This window comes from Pseudomonas sp. NPDC088368, assembly GCF_044753445.1.
Classification (GTDB): Bacteria; Pseudomonadota; Gammaproteobacteria; order Pseudomonadales; family Pseudomonadaceae; genus Aquipseudomonas; species Aquipseudomonas bambusae.
In genome coordinates, this window is sequence record NZ_JBIVNG010000021.1 from 1 (window position 1) to 19,013 (window position 19,013).

Annotated in this window: 26 protein-coding genes; 14 read left to right on the forward strand and 12 right to left on the reverse strand. The window is 56.1% G+C overall.

The window, feature by feature from the left end; translation table 11 throughout:
• From ACIQAL_RS30635 to ACIQAL_RS30650, 4 genes are all read right to left on the reverse strand, one after another.
• Positions 1-224 (reverse strand): hypothetical protein (locus ACIQAL_RS30635; protein WP_401152251.1); only part of this gene is annotated, 224 nt, incomplete at its 3' end.
• Between the two features lie 80 nt (positions 225-304).
• Entirely contained in the window at positions 305-1,111 is an 807-nt protein-coding gene (locus ACIQAL_RS30640; protein ID WP_401152254.1) for an NYN domain-containing protein, read from the reverse strand.
• Positions 1,112-1,126: 15 nt separating this feature from the next.
• Positions 1,127-1,396, reverse strand: coding sequence for a hypothetical protein (locus ACIQAL_RS30645; protein ID WP_401152257.1), 270 nt, complete (start codon positions 1,394-1,396; stop codon positions 1,127-1,129).
• Positions 1,397-2,250: 854 nt separating this feature from the next.
• On the reverse strand, positions 2,251-2,781 hold the full coding sequence (locus ACIQAL_RS30650) for a CGNR zinc finger domain-containing protein (protein ID WP_401152259.1): 531 nt from the start codon (positions 2,779-2,781) through the stop codon (positions 2,251-2,253).
• A 107-nt stretch (positions 2,782-2,888) separates the two neighbouring features.
• Between ACIQAL_RS30650 and ACIQAL_RS30655 the strand changes: the two genes are divergently transcribed.
• The 6 genes from ACIQAL_RS30655 to ACIQAL_RS30680 all read left to right on the forward strand — a co-directional run bounded on the left by ACIQAL_RS30655 (position 2,889) and on the right by ACIQAL_RS30680 (position 7,768).
• Positions 2,889-3,872: a zinc-dependent alcohol dehydrogenase family protein gene (locus ACIQAL_RS30655; protein WP_401152262.1), complete on the forward strand. Its 984-nt coding sequence runs from the start codon at positions 2,889-2,891 to the stop codon at positions 3,870-3,872.
• A 66-nt stretch (positions 3,873-3,938) separates the two neighbouring features.
• On the forward strand, positions 3,939-4,565 hold the full coding sequence (locus tag ACIQAL_RS30660) for an NAD(P)H-dependent oxidoreductase (protein WP_401152265.1): 627 nt from the start codon (positions 3,939-3,941) through the stop codon (positions 4,563-4,565).
• 70 nt (positions 4,566-4,635) lie between these two features.
• A complete protein-coding gene (locus ACIQAL_RS30665; RefSeq protein ID WP_401152268.1) occupies positions 4,636-4,932 on the forward strand; it encodes a putative quinol monooxygenase in 297 nt (98 codons plus the stop codon).
• 27 nt (positions 4,933-4,959) lie between these two features.
• Positions 4,960-5,853 carry an SDR family oxidoreductase gene (locus ACIQAL_RS30670; protein ID WP_401152271.1) on the forward strand — a complete coding sequence of 298 codons (894 nt, stop codon included), beginning with the start codon at positions 4,960-4,962 and terminating at the stop codon, positions 5,851-5,853.
• Between the two features lie 51 nt (positions 5,854-5,904).
• Positions 5,905-6,336: a DUF2000 family protein gene (locus tag ACIQAL_RS30675; RefSeq protein ID WP_401152274.1), complete on the forward strand. Its 432-nt coding sequence runs from the start codon at positions 5,905-5,907 to the stop codon at positions 6,334-6,336.
• Between the two features lie 61 nt (positions 6,337-6,397).
• Positions 6,398-7,768, forward strand: coding sequence for a pyridoxal phosphate-dependent decarboxylase family protein (locus ACIQAL_RS30680; RefSeq protein WP_401152276.1), 1,371 nt, complete (start codon positions 6,398-6,400; stop codon positions 7,766-7,768).
• 211 nt (positions 7,769-7,979) lie between these two features.
• On the opposite strand, the gene ACIQAL_RS30685 is transcribed toward ACIQAL_RS30680, so the two are convergent.
• The 4 genes from ACIQAL_RS30685 to ACIQAL_RS30700 form a co-directional block, all read right to left on the reverse strand.
• The gene (locus ACIQAL_RS30685) at positions 7,980-8,363 is read right to left on the reverse strand and encodes a DUF2513 domain-containing protein (RefSeq protein ID WP_401152279.1); all 384 of its coding nucleotides are present in this window, start codon (positions 8,361-8,363) and stop codon (positions 7,980-7,982) included.
• 14 nt (positions 8,364-8,377) lie between these two features.
• Positions 8,378-8,599 carry a hypothetical protein gene (locus tag ACIQAL_RS30690; protein WP_401152281.1) on the reverse strand — a complete coding sequence of 74 codons (222 nt, stop codon included), beginning with the start codon at positions 8,597-8,599 and terminating at the stop codon, positions 8,378-8,380.
• Positions 8,600-8,995: 396 nt separating this feature from the next.
• Complete coding sequence (locus tag ACIQAL_RS30695) at positions 8,996-9,232, reverse strand: hypothetical protein (RefSeq protein WP_117144337.1); 237 nt, start codon at positions 9,230-9,232, stop codon at positions 8,996-8,998.
• 91 nt (positions 9,233-9,323) lie between these two features.
• Positions 9,324-9,728, reverse strand: coding sequence for a LysR family transcriptional regulator (locus ACIQAL_RS30700; RefSeq protein ID WP_401152284.1), 405 nt, complete (start codon positions 9,726-9,728; stop codon positions 9,324-9,326).
• A 172-nt stretch (positions 9,729-9,900) separates the two neighbouring features.
• Here ACIQAL_RS30700 and ACIQAL_RS30705 point away from each other — a divergent pair, with 172 nt between their 5' ends.
• The 4 genes from ACIQAL_RS30705 (at position 9,901) to ACIQAL_RS30720 (ending at position 13,715) form a co-directional block, all read left to right on the forward strand.
• Complete coding sequence (locus ACIQAL_RS30705; protein ID WP_401152286.1) at positions 9,901-10,893, forward strand: amidohydrolase family protein; 993 nt, start codon at positions 9,901-9,903, stop codon at positions 10,891-10,893.
• Positions 10,806-11,249 carry an amidohydrolase family protein gene (locus ACIQAL_RS30710; RefSeq protein ID WP_401152407.1) on the forward strand — a complete coding sequence of 148 codons (444 nt, stop codon included), beginning with the start codon at positions 10,806-10,808 and terminating at the stop codon, positions 11,247-11,249. The genes ACIQAL_RS30705 and ACIQAL_RS30710 overlap by 88 nt, the downstream gene beginning before the upstream one ends.
• A gap of 98 nt (positions 11,250-11,347) precedes the next feature.
• Positions 11,348-12,601 carry an arabinose transporter gene (locus ACIQAL_RS30715; RefSeq protein ID WP_401152288.1) on the forward strand — a complete coding sequence of 418 codons (1,254 nt, stop codon included), beginning with the start codon at positions 11,348-11,350 and terminating at the stop codon, positions 12,599-12,601.
• Positions 12,594-13,715, forward strand: coding sequence for an aldo/keto reductase (locus ACIQAL_RS30720; protein ID WP_401152291.1), 1,122 nt, complete (start codon positions 12,594-12,596; stop codon positions 13,713-13,715). The genes ACIQAL_RS30715 and ACIQAL_RS30720 overlap by 8 nt, the downstream gene beginning before the upstream one ends.
• 167 nt (positions 13,716-13,882) lie before the next feature.
• Here ACIQAL_RS30720 and ACIQAL_RS30725 read toward each other — a convergent pair whose 3' ends face one another.
• Together ACIQAL_RS30725 and ACIQAL_RS30730 are read right to left on the reverse strand one after the other, a co-directional pair.
• Positions 13,883-14,590: a hypothetical protein gene (locus tag ACIQAL_RS30725; protein WP_401152294.1), complete on the reverse strand. Its 708-nt coding sequence runs from the start codon at positions 14,588-14,590 to the stop codon at positions 13,883-13,885.
• A gap of 24 nt (positions 14,591-14,614) precedes the next feature.
• Complete coding sequence (locus ACIQAL_RS30730) at positions 14,615-14,908, reverse strand: hypothetical protein (RefSeq protein ID WP_401152409.1); 294 nt, start codon at positions 14,906-14,908, stop codon at positions 14,615-14,617.
• Positions 14,909-15,397: 489 nt separating this feature from the next.
• On the opposite strand from ACIQAL_RS30730, the gene ACIQAL_RS30735 reads away from it, so the two are divergent.
• From ACIQAL_RS30735 to ACIQAL_RS30745, 3 genes are all read left to right on the forward strand, one after another.
• Entirely contained in the window at positions 15,398-15,538 is a 141-nt protein-coding gene (locus ACIQAL_RS30735; protein ID WP_401152296.1) for a hypothetical protein, read from the forward strand.
• A 90-nt stretch (positions 15,539-15,628) separates the two neighbouring features.
• Entirely contained in the window at positions 15,629-15,928 is a 300-nt protein-coding gene (locus ACIQAL_RS30740) for an RcnB family protein (RefSeq protein WP_401152298.1), read from the forward strand.
• Positions 15,929-15,967: 39 nt separating this feature from the next.
• On the forward strand, positions 15,968-16,276 hold the full coding sequence (locus ACIQAL_RS30745; protein WP_401152301.1) for a hypothetical protein: 309 nt from the start codon (positions 15,968-15,970) through the stop codon (positions 16,274-16,276).
• Here ACIQAL_RS30745 and ACIQAL_RS30750 read toward each other — a convergent pair.
• On the reverse strand, positions 16,273-17,175 hold the full coding sequence (locus ACIQAL_RS30750; RefSeq protein WP_401152303.1) for a manganese catalase family protein: 903 nt from the start codon (positions 17,173-17,175) through the stop codon (positions 16,273-16,275). The two genes, ACIQAL_RS30745 and ACIQAL_RS30750, sit on opposite strands and share 4 nt — an antisense overlap.
• A gap of 208 nt (positions 17,176-17,383) precedes the next feature.
• Positions 17,384-17,884, reverse strand: a complete 501-nt coding sequence (locus tag ACIQAL_RS30755; RefSeq protein WP_401152306.1) for a ferritin-like domain-containing protein — start codon at positions 17,882-17,884, stop codon at positions 17,384-17,386.
• A 242-nt stretch (positions 17,885-18,126) separates the two neighbouring features.
• Between ACIQAL_RS30755 and ACIQAL_RS30760 the strand changes: the two genes are divergently transcribed.
• On the forward strand, positions 18,127-18,642 hold the full coding sequence (locus ACIQAL_RS30760) for a DUF4142 domain-containing protein (RefSeq protein ID WP_401152309.1): 516 nt from the start codon (positions 18,127-18,129) through the stop codon (positions 18,640-18,642).
• The last annotated feature ends 371 nt before the right edge of the window (positions 18,643-19,013 follow it).

The following is a 19,013-nucleotide window of genomic DNA, read 5'->3' on the forward strand; positions in this document are numbered from 1 at the left end:
GAACGGCCATCCCAGTCGATTCGAGGTTTCCATTCGCTGGCCGCCACCTCCACGGCCGCTACCAAGTCATTGAACTGGGCGACGTCGATGATGCCAAGTTCGTGCACCTGACGGATGTAGGTGATCGTCTGCGCGGCATTCCGGCAGGCAAAGTCGTGGCTCGCGCCATGGCGAATTGACTCGATTAGTTCGTCGATGCGCTCAGCTACGCGTTTGGGGGTCATGGGCATGAGTTTTCCATTGTGTCTGTGAATGTCGGCAACCGACTCACTGAATCGACCACGACAGGCCTGGGATATCGGGCTTATTTGCCCTGTGTCTGCAGCTCTGGTTGCCCCTCTTTACTGGCAAGCCCCACCATCCAATGACCGCCTGGCTCCATGGCTGCAGTTAAGAGGTCGTAGGTTTTAATCATGTCGATCAATCCTGAGTGCCCGTACACACTGGGTGAAAATGCTGGGTCGGTTCGCTTTAAGTAGGCCCCCAGCAGGCCGGCTGTCACCTTCCCTTCTGTTGCCCCACTGGCCAACAACGACACAGCCTCTACAACAAACTTGGGCCTCCGCTTAATCACAGGTGATCCAAGATCTTCCTTGCCCGAACCCGTTTTAGGAGAACAGTCAGACGGGGTATCCAAGGTGGTGGCCGCTATTGGCTCCGCTGCGGGAGCCGGGCGGCTCCACTCGAAGAATTGGTCACTTGCATTCCGTAATGCGTCAGGTGTTTTAGCCTCACCAACAATGCACACTGATGCGCCACGCTCGCGGAGCTTGCGGCAAAGATAAGCGAAGTCAGAATCACTAGTGACCAGGCAGAACACATCAGCTCTATGGTCAAAAAGCGCTTCAAGTGCATCAAGGGCAAGGGCTATGTCGGATGTATTTTTACCAGAAGCGTATTGGTACTGCAGGCAGGGCGTGAAAGCCTGGCGCACCAGAGCTTCCTGCCATTTATTGGCGAGAGTGGCATGGTTGCCATAGCCACGTCGCAGAACGATTCGGCCAAACTGTGCACCTACTCGGAGCGCATGCTCTAAAACGTCAGGTGAAACATTGTCGCAGTCCACCAGCACGGCAACGCGTGCTTCGCCAGGTGTAGAGTGAGCGGTCATCTTAGTTTCCCCATATCAGACCAATCTAAGGCCTGCGCCCTTGTCGGCTGCGTTGGCCGCTTCTTTCTCTAGCTCGGCTTCCCCCATGCGCATGAGCAGCTTCAACGCTCTATGACGGGTGATTACCTGGCAGATCTGGAGAGTCGCAATTTGGCTTTCCAGCATTCCCTGGAAACGGTGATACATCGCATCCGCTGAGTCCAGTTTCAGCCAGTTCGCAAGGTTTCTTTCAAAACGTTCAATTTCGCTAGCTTGCAAGGGGTGCGGTGGCTTCTTAGTTGCCATGCTCATCCTTTCCGTTATTAATTCATACGCTGATAGCGCCCATCATGTGCGCAAATTAGGCTTCGAACGAACGTCGCATCCCACGGTTGTGATCCATCAATAGTCCAGCCGTCATCCCAGTCCCACCATACGTAGTATCCGCCGACCTTCCAGAGATATGGCGTTTGCTCGCTGTCAAGAAGACGCATCATAGAGTCAACCTTCAGCATGGCCCAAGGATCAGGGGGGCCTACAAAATCATCTGGCAGGTATTTGCGGATGCTTGGAGCCAACGTGATCACCGTCATTAGATTCGAGGGTTTCTATCTTTCCTAGAACCGGTCACCGTGCCAATTTTTCTTGACCATGGATTGATCTGCGGACCGATGAATTGTAGTCATCGAGGAAGGCCGTGCGCTTGTCAAGGGTCCCCGAATGTTCGGCATAGATCTCTTGTGCGAGTGCGGGACCATTAGCGGCTGTCACGCTATCGGATAATTCTTTGCCGACACCACTCCTCTCCCAAACATACATAGCGTTCACGGCCGGCGGATAGTTGATTACGGAAATTGCAATTACGCACGTCAAGTACTGCTTTTGGTCGAGCTTTGGAGAGCAAGCGCAGATGGAGGTCAGAGCCAAAGCCAAAGCACTATCTGCATTGTGGACACACAATTGCTTAGTTTCATCAGGCGGAAGGTCATTCAAATGAGTCCTTAGGGTCGTTTTCCTATGCTGATTCGTCTTCACCGCCAGGTACATCCTTTTCAGCAGCAGCCAAGCATTTCGGCCATTGCTTCCTGTGCGCGGCACGGTTGCATAGTCTTTCCAAACAAGACACTGGCACCGGCGCTTAATGTACGGAACGCGATTGCTCATACGGTGCGTGAGCGAAAGGCCGCCACGTTCGCTTTGTTACCGCAAAGAGCGTAGGAGTGCCATCGCTGAGTGCGGGCCCGCGTCGTGTCGAAGTAAGCGGCCTTGCAATCGGGGTTGGCGCAGATCTTGAACCGATTCCATTTTCCCTCCCGGCGCAGCTGCGCAACATCCCGAAGGGCCAATCCGACCAGGGTTTCACCCCCCTGCTCTTCCAGACAGGCGCCTGACGCTTCAGCAAAAAAATAGTGGAAAGATCGTTGCGTCGAGAGTTGATTCAGCTTAGCCAGTGCGTCGGGATCGTCGCCACCGTGGTAGACCATCGTCAACAGGCAATCACGAAGCTGACGGGCCAGCGGAAGTGAATCCTCTCCAACCTTCTCGGCAGTCGCCATGATCAGCGGCAGGCGAAACGCGTCGAAACGCTCGGCGTTTTCCATCTGATCGATACCTTGTTCAAACCCGACTCCGCCTGAATTCAAAAGAGCTAACAAACGGTCGACGGCCGAAGCCTGCTGCTGGGTTGGCATCGTGTTTCCTCGCAATGCAAAAAGCCCATCCTACAAAAAAGCCTTGCCGCACCGAGATTGTAATGGTCATAATCATTTAAGGCAATTACATTGACGGGAGAGCGGTGATGAAGTCACTTCAAATTAACGCCCTCGGCGAGCCGGGCGAGGTCATCGCATTAGCGTCCCTTCCTTTACCGACGCCGAACGAAGGTGAAGTGGTGGTGAGGCTGGAAGCGGCACCGATCAACCCATCCGATTTCATGCTGGTGCGTGGGCGGTACGCGGTGAAGCCGACATTTCCTTTCACCCTCGGTGCAGAAGGCGTCGGCCGCGTGGTTGCCTTGGGTCCAAAAGTCAGCCAGACATGGGAAGGCGCAAGGGTCATCGTCTTGCCCACCAACGAAGCCGGAACCTGGGCCGAAGAAATGGTGGCTCCAGTAAGAAGTCTGGTGGTGGTCGGTGAGAGTGACGAATCCGTTCAGATGTCCATGCTGGGCATCAATCCGCTGACGGCCTACCTGATCTTCAATCACTTCAAGGCCCTGAAGGCCGGGGACACGATCGCTCAAACAGCCGCCAACTCTGCCGTGGGGCATTGCATCGCTCAACTGGCGCATCAGGCCGGTGTCCATGTCGTCCATGTCATCAGGCGGCCAGAAGCTGTGAGCGAAGTGCTGAGCCATCCGGGCGATCTGATTGCCGTCGAAGGCGATGGATTGATCGCGGATGTCGAACGGCGTTTGGCCGGAAGAAAGCTGTCACTGGTGCTGGATTCAGTCGGCGGCAAAACGGCGGGCAGTCTGACGTCGCTAATGGATCACGGCGGCGCGATGGTCTGTTATGCAGCCCAAAGCGGCGCTGCTCCGCTCGTGTCCCCGATCGATCTGAATTTCAAAGGGCTGTCCATTCACGGGTTCTGGTTGATCAACTGGATCCGGTCAACGCCACGGCTGCAAATCGAGGCCATTTACAAACGGCTGGCAGATCTGACCAGAGCAGGCACCATCAGGTCCCCTGTGGAGGCGGTTTATGGCATCGATGATTACCAGCAAGCGATTGCCCATGCCCTGCGACCTCACCGGATAGGCAAGATCCTGTTCAAGTTCTAAACACCAGCGTTTCAGGCGTTCGGTTCGCCCGCTTAAATGTCACTCATCATTCATAGGAGTCACCTCATGCTGTCAGGCCACATGAAATGGCGCTACGCAACCAAGAAATTCGACCCGGCCGCCAAGGTCTCAGAAGCCGAGCTGCAAGAGCTGCTGCTCAACATTCAATTGGCGCCCACCTCCTACGGTTTGCAGCCTTTCAAAGTCATCGATGTCCGCACGCCGGCACTTCGCGCGCAGATTCGAGAAGCCGCCATCGGTCAGCCGCAGACCACCGAAGGCAGCCATCTGCTCGTTTTCGCCGTGCGTACCGATCTCGATAGCGCCGCTGTTGCCCAGTTCATCGACCTGGCCGCGAAGACGCGTGGAGTAAGCCGCGAAACCCTCGCCCAACGGGAGACGCATATTCAGGGCGCGGTCAATAAGCTGATCCCGTCCGAGCGCATCATTTGGGCGCAGAAACAGGCGTACCTTGCCCTGGGTGTCCTGGTAAGCGCAGCCGCGCAGATGCAGATCGACATCTGCCCGATGGAAGGCTTCGACCGTTCGCAAGTGGACAAGATTCTCGGGCTGACAGAACAAGGACTGGCGTCAACGGTGTTCGCGGTAATCGGCCATCGCGCATCCGACGATCCAACCGCCGGCCTGGCAAAAGTGCGCAAAAGCACAAACCAACTGTTCATGACCGTCTGATCGTTTTGGGGGGCCAGTCCCGTGGCCTCCTGTTCTCCCCTGTTCTCATTCAAAAACCAGGTAACCCGCTATGCAGTCGGAAAAATTCATTCTTCTGGTCCAGGCCCATGTCAAACCCGAATGCCGCGAGGAAGTCCTCAGCGCGGCACGAGCCAACTTTCCCCACACCCTTGCAGAGCCGGGCTGCGAGGCCTTCTTTCAAACCACCGCGGCAGACAATCCGAATGAGCTGGTGTTCTTCGAAGTCTTCAGCTCGGTCGCGGCGCACGAAGTGCACCTGACACAGGACTACGCCGAAGCTTTCTTTGCCGCGCTTGAAGGCAAGTTGATCAGTCCGCCCAGCATCAAAAAACTTCAGCTGATTTGAGCGTGACGCCTACCGAGGAATGTCGATATGCCTGATGTCAAACACACGGTTCTCATTACCGGCGCCAGCGGGCGACTGGGTCGAGCGGTGGTTTCGCTGGCCGCTGCACGGGACGACGTCAATGTCATTGCGGCCAGTCGCTCGCCGGAAAAACTGTCGGCGTTGCAATCACTGAACGTCACCCTGCGCAAGGCAGATTTCGACCGACCGGAGCTTCTGGTGGACGCGTTCACTGGCGTTGATCGGCTGCTGCTGATTTCCACCGATGAACTCCACGCGCCGGGCAAGCGGATCGTGCAGCACCAGGCGGCAATCGATGCTGCGCGCGAGGCGGGTGTGAAACACATCGTCTACACCTCGATGCCGAACCCTGAGCGCGCGCAGACCATCCCGTTCGCACCTGACCACACGGCCACCGAGCAGGCGTTGAAAGCTAGCGGCATCCGTCACACGATTCTGCGCGTGGCGTGGTATGCCGAGAATTTGATCGAGCTGGGCATTCTGCCGCTTGCCCTATCGACGGGGACCTGGCTGACGTCGTCGGGCGAAGGCGCGATCCCGTACATCATGCGTAAGGACGTAGCGCGGGCAGCCTGCGCTGCATTGCTCGATACCGGCACCCGCAGCCGGACGCTGGACATTACCGGTCCTGCGGCACTCACGGTGAATGAAATGGCGGCCACGCTCTCGCACCTCTCGCAGAAGGCGTTGCGCGTTGTTTCCCTCGGGGACGCCGAGCTGCTGGACAGACTGTTGGCTGCCAACATCCCGCCTCCGGTGGCGCCCATGATTGTTGCGACTGACGCCACCGCCCGGGCGGGCCATTTCAACATCGTGTCGAATGCCGTGAAGGCATTGACCGGCCAGCCACCGACAGCTTTCGCCGATTTCGCGCGGCAAGCATTCAACGCCGCGTTGTGAGGGCGACCTTCAAGGGGCGCGGCTTTTCCAACACATCAAAGGACGTTTTCCATGACTGAAATGGACAGTCTCGAACCGGCCGTCAAATACAAGATCGCTGTCGTTCTGCGTGAAGATTTGCAAGGCTGGCAAAAGCTCAATGTAACCGCGTTTCTGGTCAGCGGCATCACCGCCGGGGCCATGGTGCAAGGCCTGACCTATTACGACAAATCGGGCTACAAGTACCTGCCGATGTTTCAGGAACCGGTGATGACCTACAGCGCTCCGCTGGAGGGGCTGCGGTCCATCGCCGACCGGGCGCGGGTGCGTGACATTCCATTCGCCATCTTCACCGACGAGCTGTTTCTGACCTATGACGATGAGGCCAACCGGCAGGCCGTGTCGGCGTTTTACAGCGAAGATTTGAACCTCGCGGGCCTGGCATTTCGATGCCCGAGAAACGCCGCTGACAAGCTGCTCAAGGGATACAAATTAATGAGCTGACTGCGCCGCCTGGCGCTCGCGCAATCCCCTGATTGAACCCTGGAGTGTTGACGGAGCAATAATGGACATTGAAGAAGCAAGCCTGACCCGAAGCGCTGACACCCGAGCGCTCGCCTACCTGGAAACCGTGGCTACGCGCCGTGTCTTTCCTGATAACGATGCGCTGGCTGCGCTGTCGGCCTTCGATGAGCCCCTGAGCGAACGGGGTGTCGACGCGGAGGAAACATTGGCGCTGCTGGACGACGTGGGATCCCCCGCAACAGTGGCCACCAACGGCCCGCGGTATTTCGGCTTTGTGGTCGGCGCCGCGTTGCCGGTCGCCGCCGCCGCCGAGAGACTGATGCTGGCCTGGGACAATGGGGCACCGCTTCATCTCACCTCCCCAGTCTGCGCCAAGGTCGAGGAAGTCGCAGCCGGCTGGTTGCTCGACATCCTTGATCTACCGCGCAAAAGCGCGGTGGGCTTTGGAACCTCGGCCTCCGCCAGCAGCCTCGTCTGTCTGACGGCGGCCCGTCAGAAACTGTTGATGAACGCCGGTTGGGATGCCGATAAACACGGCCTTTTCGGTGCACCGGAAATCAAGGTCGTGGTCTCTGAAAAAGTCCACATCACGGTTCTGAAAGCCTTACGCATACTGGGTTTCGGCACTGAGCGAATCATCTTCGCAGCGGTGAACGATCACGGCGCCATCGACCTGGCAAGACTGCCGCCGCTGGACGCTCGCACGATTGTTTGTCTCCAGGCCGGCGAGGTGAACACGGGCGAGTTCGACCCCGTCGAGGCGATCGCACTCAAGGCTCAAGAGGTTGGCGCCTGGGTGCATGTCGATGGTGCATTTGGTTTGTGGGCGCGTGCGTCTGAGAAGCTCAGGCACCACACCGTGGGCATGGAGCTGGCAGACAGTTGGGCCGTCGACGGCCATAAATGGCTGAACACCCCTTACGACTGCGCGATGGCCATCTGCAAAGACCCCGCAACGCTCGCAGCGGCGATGAACAGCGATGCGGTGTATGCCAATGGCGCGAACTCGGCCCAGAAAAACCTGACGATCGAGTTCTCCCGCCGCGCTCGGGGCGTGCCCGTCTGGGCAGCGCTTCGCACGCTGGGTCGCCAGGGTGTCGCTGCCATGATCGAGCGTCACTGCACGCAAGCCAGTGCCCTGGCGCAGGCATTGAGCGACAACGGATTCGACGTGGTTAACCGCGTGGTACTCAATCAGGTTTTGGTGCGCGGTCGGGACGATGCCGAAACCAGGGCCATTCAGGCCTATGTTCACGACTCCGGCGATGTCTGGTTTGGCACAACGATGTGGGGTGGTCGAGCGGCATTTCGTTTGAGCGTGTCATCTTGGCGCACTACTGACAGTGATATTTCACTGTTGTCGAACGTAATCTGTAAAGCGCGGGACGCATATAACCCCTCTGCACAGTAGGTGACACACGTGGTTCGAGGCCACTGCTAATGCCTATCGACATGAGTCACTGGATTGGGGGCCTCAATACAAAGTCCCTTCGGCCATCGCGAGCGCTCTTATGATGATCTGCTGGCAGCTTTTTCCTATGCTTGCCACATAGTGACATCATCAGCCTCAACCAAGGGCGCCATACTGGCAACTTGGCCGAAACCGAGGACAACACTCCAGCTCATGGCAGCTCGATCCCCAGCTTCTCCTTCAGGACTTCTTTTCCGTAGGCTTTGCCGATTTCTAAGAGTAATCCAAGGCTCGCGACGCCTGCTTTTTCCGCACCGGCTTTGGTACGTCGCCACACTTCGTTATCCCGTACGGTGTCCAGAAACTCGTGTCCTCGATAGGTCAGGCGCTTGGGTTGCCATACGGGAAAAACGTCGGCCAAGACAGAGGCATCGCGGCCTACAAGCAACCCTGCTTCATGCAGCAGCATTACATGGTAGGACACCTCCTGTGGCGTTCGATTATTCAACGACAGCGTGATGCTTACTTCAGGGCTATGGTCGCTGTCTTCAACAGCCAACAAGATCTCGCGCACTAGGTCTTTATCTAGCTTCATAAGCTGTGTTTTTCCTAAGGCGAGGGACTGTTATCCGTGTACTCAACCTGGTGCCCTTCTTTAGAAAGCTGGGCAATGTAGGTTGCCACAATTCGGTAGAACTCCAATGCATCGCCATTCGCAATCAGCCCTGATGGTGAATGAACGTGGTCATAACCAGTCAGTTCTTTCTCGCTGACCACCAACGTCCGATTTCCGCCTGGGTGGTGCGAGACTTTTGCATAAAGGGTTGCCATTTATCGATTCCTTGCTTCGCGGACGTCAAATGAGTGTCCTTCTACGTCATCGGCCCCGCGTTTGAAGGCGAGGCTTGGGTGTACCTAGTGCGAATTCCTATAACCCAAGAGGCAAATCGTAAACGCCGAAATGCTGATAATCTGCGGCGATAACACCGGCTGGATGGTCAGCACGCCAGGCATTCATCTGCATACGCCATTCGGTCCAATCTTCTGCATTATCGGACCCGTGGGGCTGCTCAGGCGGACTCACATGATAGTCGAGCAATTTGTCCAACCAACCGTCTGCTTCCGATCGGTCTTAAAAGACTCGCAGAGGCAGAGGTTGCCTCTCGGATGCTCTAAAGCCGCTGGCGGTTGCCATCACCAAAAAAACTGTGGCCATGCTTCCTTCCTTCAGCTTTCGGCACGTCGCGCCAAAGCGCGTTGCATGTACTCAATGGCCTTTTCCAGATTCGCAACGGCGTAATCAGGACACGGTGTTGAGCTTGGCTTTTCGGGATCGTTGAGCCACGAGCGAACGGTTCGCACCGAGCATGGCCTCGCTGTAACCGCTGCAATAAGTTCAGCGCTTTTGGCCTGGGTGATGCCGTAGGTATCCAGCAGTTGTAGATAGCGTGTGCGATTGTCCACGCATCCCTCGCTTAGTTAACAATAGGCAATATTGCCTAATCAAGATGATAGGCAATATTGCCTACTCAGTCTACTGGCGCAGCCCCAGTTTTTAGGCCAGGGCTTGAGGGTGCAGCTGATCGATTTCCGGGAATGCATCGAGAAAGGCAGTCAATCGATCCGCCAGTATCGTGCGCAGAAAAAAAGGATCGACATCGACCCTGAGCTTCCCGCGTACCGCTGCGGGTGAGCTGACCAAATCTGCGGCCGCAGCTTCAATGTCGGCAAGCCCCGGAACAACTTGCTGGTAGAACCGACGACCCTCTTCTGTAAGCGCCAGTGATCGAGTCGTACGGTCAAGCAGGCGTATACCAACCTGCGTTTCCAGGCGCGCAACGGCACGCCCAACACCCGAATCGGACATTCCCAGCACAACAGCAGCCCGCGTAAAACTTCCGGTTTCCACAACAGCCGCCAGCACGGCAACGCCTGATAACAAACGCCCATCAAAGCTCATGGCCACCTCTGCACTTGAGTCAAGAGTGTAAGGACATAAGCGCACTTCAGTAAACAGATGCTGGGCCTTAGGCTTTGTTTCATGCAGGGCTGCTCTTGCCAGCTCTGGACAATCAGCAGGACGCCTCTTAGTCCGCTGCCTCAGCTAACCAGCGTTATGGATGTATGCCCAAATGCAAACCACACCTTACAAGCGCACGCTATTTCAGGGCGGTATCGTCCTCACACTTGACGCCAGCGTCGGCGACTTTGCCAAGGCGGATGTCTTGATCGAAGGCTCACGCATCATTGCCGTGGGCCCAAATCTGAGCGCTGAAGGCGCGCTGGTCATCGACGCCACCGGCCACATCGTCATGCCTGGCTTCGTGAACCCACACCAGCATGCTTGGCTTGGACTGCTGCGCGGTCTCATGCCGAACGTCGAGACACTTAACGAATACTTCGAAGCGATCCCGTTAGCTATTGGGCGCCATTACCGCCCTCGCGACATGTACCTGGCAACCCTGTTGACGAGCCTGTCATGTCTGGACGCGGGCATCACCAGCATCCTGGACGCTGCGCACAACAGCCTTACCCCAGAACACACCGACGCGGCGCTCGAAGCTTTCGACGATGCGGGTATTCGCGCTATCCACATGGTGGGTCAGCCGGTGGGTCTGACGGTGAAGCACTGGCCAAACGAAGTTCAACGCCTGAAGAGATCTGCTGACGCTTTGGTTAACGTGGGCTTGTTCGCCAATACATCCGACGCGGATCAATGGGCCGTTGCACGCGCATCTGGCTGCCGGATTCTGAGCGAGTTTGGCAACTGGGACGGCTGCGTATCGCCGCTTCGTGATCTTCAAGACAAGGGATTGCTCGGCCCAGACAATGTCTTCAACCACTGCGTCCGGTTGACCGACGATGATTGGAAAATCCTCCGCGAAGCCGGGGTTCAGATCACTGTAAATCCGAGAACGGACTCATTGTTCGGCCTGGAAACTGATGGATTTCCCTATCAAACGGCGCTCGAACACGGCCTACGACCAGCGCTTGGTATCGATATCGACACCTCACAGGGGGAGACATGTTTGGCGAGATGCACGCGGCGTTTTATCAGCAGCGCACATCCAGCCAAAAACGACGCGCCAATGGAGATACATCGGTGCCTGGTCCGGTACACGTAAGGCCGATTCTGGAAGCTGCGACGATTGACGGTGCCCGATGCATGGGACTGGAGAGCACCGTGGGGAGTCTCACACCGGGCAAACAGGCCGACCTGATCATGATCCGTACCGACGGCGTCAGCATCTTTCCTTCACACAACGCCATAGGCAACGTTGTCCACATGGCTAACCGCAGTGACGTGCGTACTGTCATGGTAGCCGGTCGCCTGCGTAAGCATGAAGGTCAACTGCTGGGCGTCGATCTGGCGCGTATTCAACAGGACACCGAGGCTGCCCGCAGCTATCTGTTCGAAGCATCGGGTTATCAACCCGACGCCTTCGAAGAAGACTTCCCTCGCCTGCAACCTGCCACATGAACGCCATGACGTGAACGAATCTGCCGCAGTCACTGACTGCGGCAGGTTTCGTGTTCTGCAAAACATGTTCAGAGGAACTGTTGTTCACAGGAAAAAACATGCGCTCATTTTCAAACTTGCCACCGGTATCACCGGCTGGCGCGCGTCACCCGAGTCCTGTTCGAGCCATGGCTCCTATTGCCATGGCACTTTTCTTTGGCTTCGTGTCAGTGGGGTTACCACTTCCCGTCGTACCTCTGTTCGTACATCAGGTACTCGGCTATGGCGACATCGTCGTAGGGACCACGGTGGGCTTGCAATTTTTGGCAACCGTGCTCACGCGCGGTCACGCAGGAAGTGTCGCTGACGCCCAAGGCGGCAAACTGTCGATGATGCGTGGCGCTTTGACCTGCTCGGGAGCGGGTGCGTTGTATGTCATCGCTTCAATCCTGCCGTTTTCTCCCGCAGTCGCGTTATCCGTATTGCTCGTCGGACGTGTGCTCGCAGGAGTCGGCGAAAGCCAGTTGGTGACAGGGTCCGTGACTTGGATGATCGCCACTGGCGGCTCGGCCTATGCCGGAACCGCGATGTCGCTGACCGGCATGGCCATGTATGCCTCGGTCGCCCTTAGTGCGCCGTTAGGTATGGTCCTCTACGAGCACCTTGGCTTTCCTAGCGCAATGACGGTGATTGTAATCGCCCCTTTACTCGCCTGCGCAGTCGGCGCTCGGACGCCTTCCGCATTTACCACCCCAGGGGTGCGCGTGCCGATGAGTCGCGTACTTGGAACAATCTGGCGCAGCGGCTTGGGTTTGCTGCTCCAAGGCGTCGGGTTCGCGGTCATTAGCGCGTTCGCTTCGCTCTTCTTCGCGTCACGCGGCTGGCCACATGCGGCGTTGGCGATGACGCTGTTCGGTGGAGCCTACGCGCTGATGCGCGTGTGTTTCGGACACTTACCTGATCGCATGGGGGGATACCTAATTGCGGTCATTTCGCTAGGCGTCGAATGTGCTGGCCAAGCGATGCTGTGGTTATCTCCCACTGAAACTGTGGCCCTTGGGGGGGCCTTCTTATCAGGCATGGGTTGCTCGCTGCTGTTCCCGGCGCTGGGCGTGGAAATCCTCAAACACATCCCCGCGCACAGTCGAGGAACGGCCTTAGGAGGGTTCGTCGCGTTTCAGGACATCGCCTACGGAATCACCGGCCCGATCACCGGCGTACTGGCTGCGCGAGCTGGGTATGCATCGGTCTTCCTCGTGGGCGCACTGTCCGCATTAGCAGGCATTGGATTCGTCCTGTTCGAAAGATCCAGATCCCATTCGCACAATCGGCTGACGCCATCACTCCCAGAAAGGAACCCTGCTCATGAGTAAAACTGACGTCGAAAACCTCATTAGTTCTTCGTCCAGGAGGCAGTTCGTCAACCGTCTTGGTGCCGGTGCAGCTGCGCTCGCATTGGGCTCAATCGTAACCTCGGCAAGCGCTACCTCAGCATCATCGGACAGTGTGCCAAAACCGCCCCTTTCGCCGTCCCCAGGAACGCGCGTAGGAACAACGGCCGTCTCATCAAGCGGCCTGATCACCAAAGCGATTCCAAGCACTGGAGAAATGCTGCCCGCCATTGGAATGGGTACATTCATGACCTTTGACGTACTGGCAGGGCAACCTATCGACAATTTGCGTGAGGTACTGAGGCGTTTTTACGAAGGTGGCGGACGGGTCGTCGATACGTCGCCGCTGTATGGAAATGCTGAAGTTAACGTAGGTGAATTGTCCAGCGGACTGGGGCTGACGGACCGTCTGTTTTTTACCGACAAAATGTGGGTGACCGGCGACTACCTGACCGACGACAGTCATGCCCGGCGCACCCTTGATCAATCGATGAAACGATTGTCGCGCGACCAGATTGATGTCGTTCAGGTCCACAGCTTGACCAACGTCGAAATCATGGTCCCCTATCTCAATCGAATGAAAGCAGAGGGGCGGCTACGCTACGTGGGAGTTACCCACCATGACAAGTTGTACTTCGAACCACTCGCCTGGTGGGCTGAGAACGGGCCTATCGATTTTATACAAGTGCACTACTCAATCCGCACCCGTGAGGCCGAACAGCGGATTTTGCCTGCTGCGCAAAGGCGCGGCTTGGGCGTGATGCTGAACATGCCGCTCGAAAAGGCGCGCCTGTTGAAAATCGTCGAAGGTCGTCCACTGCCCGATTTTGCTGCTGACATTGGCGTTACAACTTGGTCACAGTATTTTCTCAAATGGGCCATTTCTCACCCTGCCGTTACCTGTGCACTGCCCGCTACCACCAACCCCGATCACATAAGTGAAAACCTAGAAGCCATGCGAGGACCTCTGCCAGACCAAGCGATGCGTGACCGGATGCTGCGCTACATGGAGGCAGTGCCCGGATTTGATCAGGTTGACCGGATGCCTTGGTATCCAGGTAAATCATTTAATGGGTTGGTGAAGCTAAGGTCATAAGGAGGGCTTAGCCGGACGTGCGGCCGGTGCTCGTCTGCAAATCTGAATCGCGGCAAAGATCTTCTCTTCCGCGATTCAGATTACTTACACGGAACCGGCAAAGAGTGGCAGCTTCGGGTCGGTAGCTGCCACCCAGGGCGCCGCCCCAATCTCACGAGCACTCATGGTTACGTAACGGCTCTCTCAAAATCACTGAGCGCCTGGTTGACCTTGTATCGAAGCATCATCGATGCAGAAAGCTTAACCATAGCTTCGAACAAGACATGCCCTGATTCGATCTCACACTGACCAACGCAACGCCCCGCATATTCGCCAGGTTCGTATGCGTAAACTGTGTAGTAAACCCTACCAGCCTTTCGGTTCAATCCCGCAGTGATATGTGTGACCGCCCCTTCCCTCACATCTGATTCAGGACGTGAAAACTCCAAGACGTCTTCAAACGGAATGAACATCGCCGATGCGGACATCACAAAGAGACTCGCGATATCCAACGCTTCTTCAACGCTTCCAATCTCAGAAGTTACGTACTCATGCTCAAGAACATTTCGCATATCTACGACTTTCCGCAGCAGACTCGGCGCGAGTAGTCCCAAAGCCCTAAGACGTTCAATCTTCTTCGGCACGTTCCATCTGAATGACGGATAGCCAAAAGAGGTCAGCAATTGATCTAGCTGGCTGACAATGGCACGTTTTGCATTGGCCGTCGCGTTGACAAGAGCCGCCAATCCGCCCCGTTCAAAATCGTCCTCCGCCAGCGATAGAAACTCGACCGGTGAGGTCTCAAGGTCAGCCGTTCCAAAACTACCGCCGCCTGACGCGACCGAACACTTGCTCATATCAAATTTATGAGCGAGGCAAAATTCTCTGATATCCATTTCACTCCAGCGGATTGGCAATTGTCAGAACGAAAAGCAGTGTATCAGCGAGAATGAATGCTCCATGAATTCCACCGACGCTTGAGAGCAGTGTGGGACTACGTGGTTTTGGAAACGCACACGACAATCGCCCTCTGATGCTGCCGCTACTTCACACCGGCAGCTCTCGGCCACAAGCAGACCGTCAGGTCGGTTACTCGCGACCATGAGCGTCCACATACGGCTCGCCCAATGTCTCCGCGCGGCAGAAGCTAGACCAGTCGCAAGAAACGCGACCACGTTCATCCTTTGCCAAGTCGCGAAATCGTCACGAACCATGAAGGCAATTTTGGTGAACACATGGGACACTTCTTAAGGCCGAATGGCGATGATAGAGCTGGCGAATCATCCAGTCTGTAACGTTGGTGCAGGGCGACACTCTCAGCGATGCCTCGGCCTCATCTATTCGCCATCGGTATCGAATTAGCCCCATCCTCATCGACAGACTCACCATCCTCGTTAGAGGGTTTGGATGAAAGCTTTTTAGGGGCATTTATGAACGGGACGCGGCTCGGGCCCTGCTCTTCAAGTCCCTCGGTTTTTGGCTGCACGCATATTCCTCCGTTGGAATCTATCAGAGGGCTGCTGAGCTTAGATGTTCACTCCATACCAATGGGATGACCGCCAGACTATCTGCATTGGTGATCCGGTGATCTTTTACTCGGAACGATCCCGGACTGAGTCACTCAACTTATTGACTGACTCCAAGCCAGCACTTTCTTACTCCCTCCGAGTATTTCCGCATCCGATCAGGTGGAGCACACACACATGCAAACCATGGATGACCTTAAAAACTCTAGAGCTGTTGCCAGCTTCATCTCCCGTCCAAGGCTGATGCTGGGAATGGTGATTTTCTGCGCTGGTGTGACCCTGTTGACGGTCGAGGCCGCTTCAACTCTGTACCGCTAACCTCTCCCGCATCCTTCCCTAAAACGCGTTGCGTTGGTTACAGGCACCATGGCTCAACACCCTCAAATGTCCCCACCAAAGGAATGACCTATGCCGTCCAAACAACCAATCGCTGCTTTAGCCATCACTCTACTTTGCGCAGTTTCAAGCGTTTCTCATGCTGCTGATGATCTAGGCGTTACGCTGGATCGACCTGGAACCGGGGACAGGGAATACAAAGTGGGTGATCCCGTGCCCGATGAATATCAACGTGAAAGCATGGAAGTCAAAGACTGGAAAAGCCGGCACTTGAAGGCGCCTGCTGAGCACGAGCAATGGGTGCAAATCAAAGGCAAATATGCCCTGATCAGTGTGCCAACCGGCACCATCAAAGAGATGGTCAACAAGTAGTCTGTGAGCTTTCCGCATCGACCGGCGCTCGATTGGTCAGTGAGCGCCGAATCAAAAAAAACCCGTGCAGGGCACGGGCAAAAAGCTTGGCTCGAGCTACGACCGGCCAAGCAATCCTTGTTTAAAGCGCTGAATGAACAAGGCAGTATGCAGACCTCGGGCACAGGCATTGGCCTGCGACTCAAAGCTGCGAGCACAACGCCCAAACTCATTCGAAACATGCGCATCGATGCTTCCGACACCGTGGTTTTTCGTCGATGGACTACGGAATGCAGAGGCCATGAGCAATCTCCTGGTCTGAATTTGCGAAACTGGCAGCAACTGGCGCTGCCGCCAGGAGAGAATTAAAGCGCTGGGTCGATATCCTTCTCGGAGCCCTGGCCCAGGCCGGAACCCAGGTCTGCACCGGTCACCGGATCGGATGTTAGATCAGACTTGGTGCGCTCCTTCAGCATGGTCAGGGTGACCGAGTCATCTTCACTCAGCGTGACCGATGCCGTGCCGTCACCACCGTCCACCGCTGGATGAGGGTTCTCGACATATTCAAACTCGGTATCGCTGTTCCACGGCCCACGCACGTTCGGCTCGCCATTGGACATGCTGAAATAGGTGCGGCTGAACTCCGGCATGCCCGGCAGCTTGCCTTGCGGAAAGTTGGGCTGGATCGAATGCAGGGCTTTCTCGAATGAGAGCTGGTGGGCGATTTCGCGAGTCATCAGAAAACCCAGTGCGTCCTTAATTCCCGGATCGGAGGTGACGTTCATCAAACGTTCGTAAACGATCTTGGCCCGGGCCTCTGCGGCGATGTTGGAGCGGAAATCTGCAGTCGGCTCACCGATGGTGTCGATGTACGCGGCAGTCCAAGGAACGCCCGCCGAGTTCACCAACGGCGCGCCTCCCCCGTAGAGGAGGCTGGTGATGTGTGAATCATTGCCGGCACCATTGATATCGCGGTAAAGCTCGCCCTCTGCCTGAACGCCTTCGGCCAGCTTGCCCTTGGCGCCCTTATTAAGCATGACGATGATCGACCCGATGATTTCCAGGTGGCTCAGCTCTTCGGTGGCGATGTCCAGCAGCAGATCCTTGCGACCTGGATCTTCCTCGGCCAGCGCCTGGGTGAAATAACGGGTGGCAGCCGCCAGCTCACCTTGAGCTCCCCCAAACTGCTCCAGAAGTAGATTGGCCAAACCCGGATTAGGCTCAGCGACGCGCACGGTATATTGCAAACGTTTGTTATGTAAGAACATGTTGTTACTCCCATCCTTAGCTATTATTAGGCGAGTTCGAGCCGAAGCCCGATATCGCTCACGGTTTACTACTCAGGAATCAACTTCAAACTTAAAGCTGCTTAGCCGGCACTAAACTCATTGTGCCCGACTTATACATAGTTTCAGCTTTGTACAGGTTCAGTCTCAGAGTTAGTTCGCGGCATCGAAATGGCGATGACGCAGTCCATCACTTTTTAGCGAGCGTCGCCGCTTGATTACCGCCCTCTTCGGCGATGGCCGAGAGCTTCTCATCGGCGGCCTTTTCTTCTGCCAGCGTTTCGGCCAAGAGATTGGCAGCGTCAGTCATTCCAAGGTGTTTAGCCATCGCGATGAGCGTGCCGTAGCTCGCGATCTCGTAGTGCTCGACCTTCTGGCAGGCCCCGATCAGCGCGGCATCCAGCACCTCACCCTTCTCGATTTCATCAAGCAGTTCCTTGCTCTCCTCCACGAGACCTTCCATGGCAACACACTTCATGCGCTTGAGCTTCAGTCCGGCTTGCTCAACGAGTTGATCAATGCGTTCGATCTGGCCCTGAGTCTCTTCCAAGTGAGAGGTGAAGGCCTCTGCGAGCTTCGGATTGGTGGAAGCCCGTGCCAATCGTGGAAGTGCTTTGGTAATCTGTTTCTCCGCGCTGTAGACATCGGAAAGTTCGTGAATAAACAAATCATCCACAGTGGTTCTAGCCATGACTAAGTCCTCGTCTGATCGGTACCGGATTAAAAAGCGGAGACGGCGATTTAACGCGTCCTGCTAATTACTCGACCTAGGGCAAACGGCGGGCGTTCTTGAAAATAATCCGTTGACCGACCGGTGGTAGCTGGCGCCTTTAATTAGCACCATTGAGCAAATATCGCTGAACGTAATTTATCGGCATCGCTCACAAGCCCATGGGCGCGAATGCCCATCATGGAATGATGAGGAAAATCTAAATGGCTAAATTACTGAACACTTGCGTCCTGACCCTGCTGATTGGCCTGGGAACTCAAAGTGCTTTTGCAGCACAGGATAACGACGACTTTGTGGAGGACGCCTCTGCCAAAGGTGTGGCTGAGGTTGAGGCGGGCAAGCTGGCTCAGGAAAAGGGCACTGCCGCTGACGTGAAAAGCTTTGCTGACATGATGGTCAAAGACCACACCGCCGCCAACGCGAAACTCAAGTCGATTGCCGATGCCAAGAAGCTTGAGGTTTCTGACAGCGCTGAGCTAGTGGACAAAGCGAAGGCGATGATTCTTGAACTGCGAAGCGCCAAATCGTTCGATCAGGCGTACGCGAACAACCAGGTCAAGGCTCACGAAGCGACCATCGCGCTGTTCGAAGAAGAGGCCTCCAATGGTAAGGATGCAGAACTCAAAGCTTTCGCCACCGACACCCTGCCAAAACTGAAAGCTCACTTGGAGCATGCCAAGGCTCTGGCCAAAGCCCATGGTGGCGACGCCGCAAACTGACGTCACCTGCGCCGCCCTCCTGATCGGCGGCGCATTCCACCAAGTGCGGAAAAGGATTTCGTTATGGTCATTTCTTACGACGGCATTGCTTCGCTTTGTGTTTCCGCTGGCGAGGATCCTTCACACATACGTCGCCTGCACACCATCGCGTTCATCAAGCTCAGATGTGAGTATCCGACAGGCCTGGGCCTAGTGGACTTTGTGGGTCACTTGAATCGTCCCACGGGGTTCAAGCATGTGCAGATCTGCACATCGGCAGGGCCATCGCTTTCAGGAGACATTATCGATTATCTGGAGCATGGCAGCGGAGGCTGGATCAGGTTCGAGGTAGGTGGATCATGACTTATTTCGCTCCACCTACTGGAGAGGTA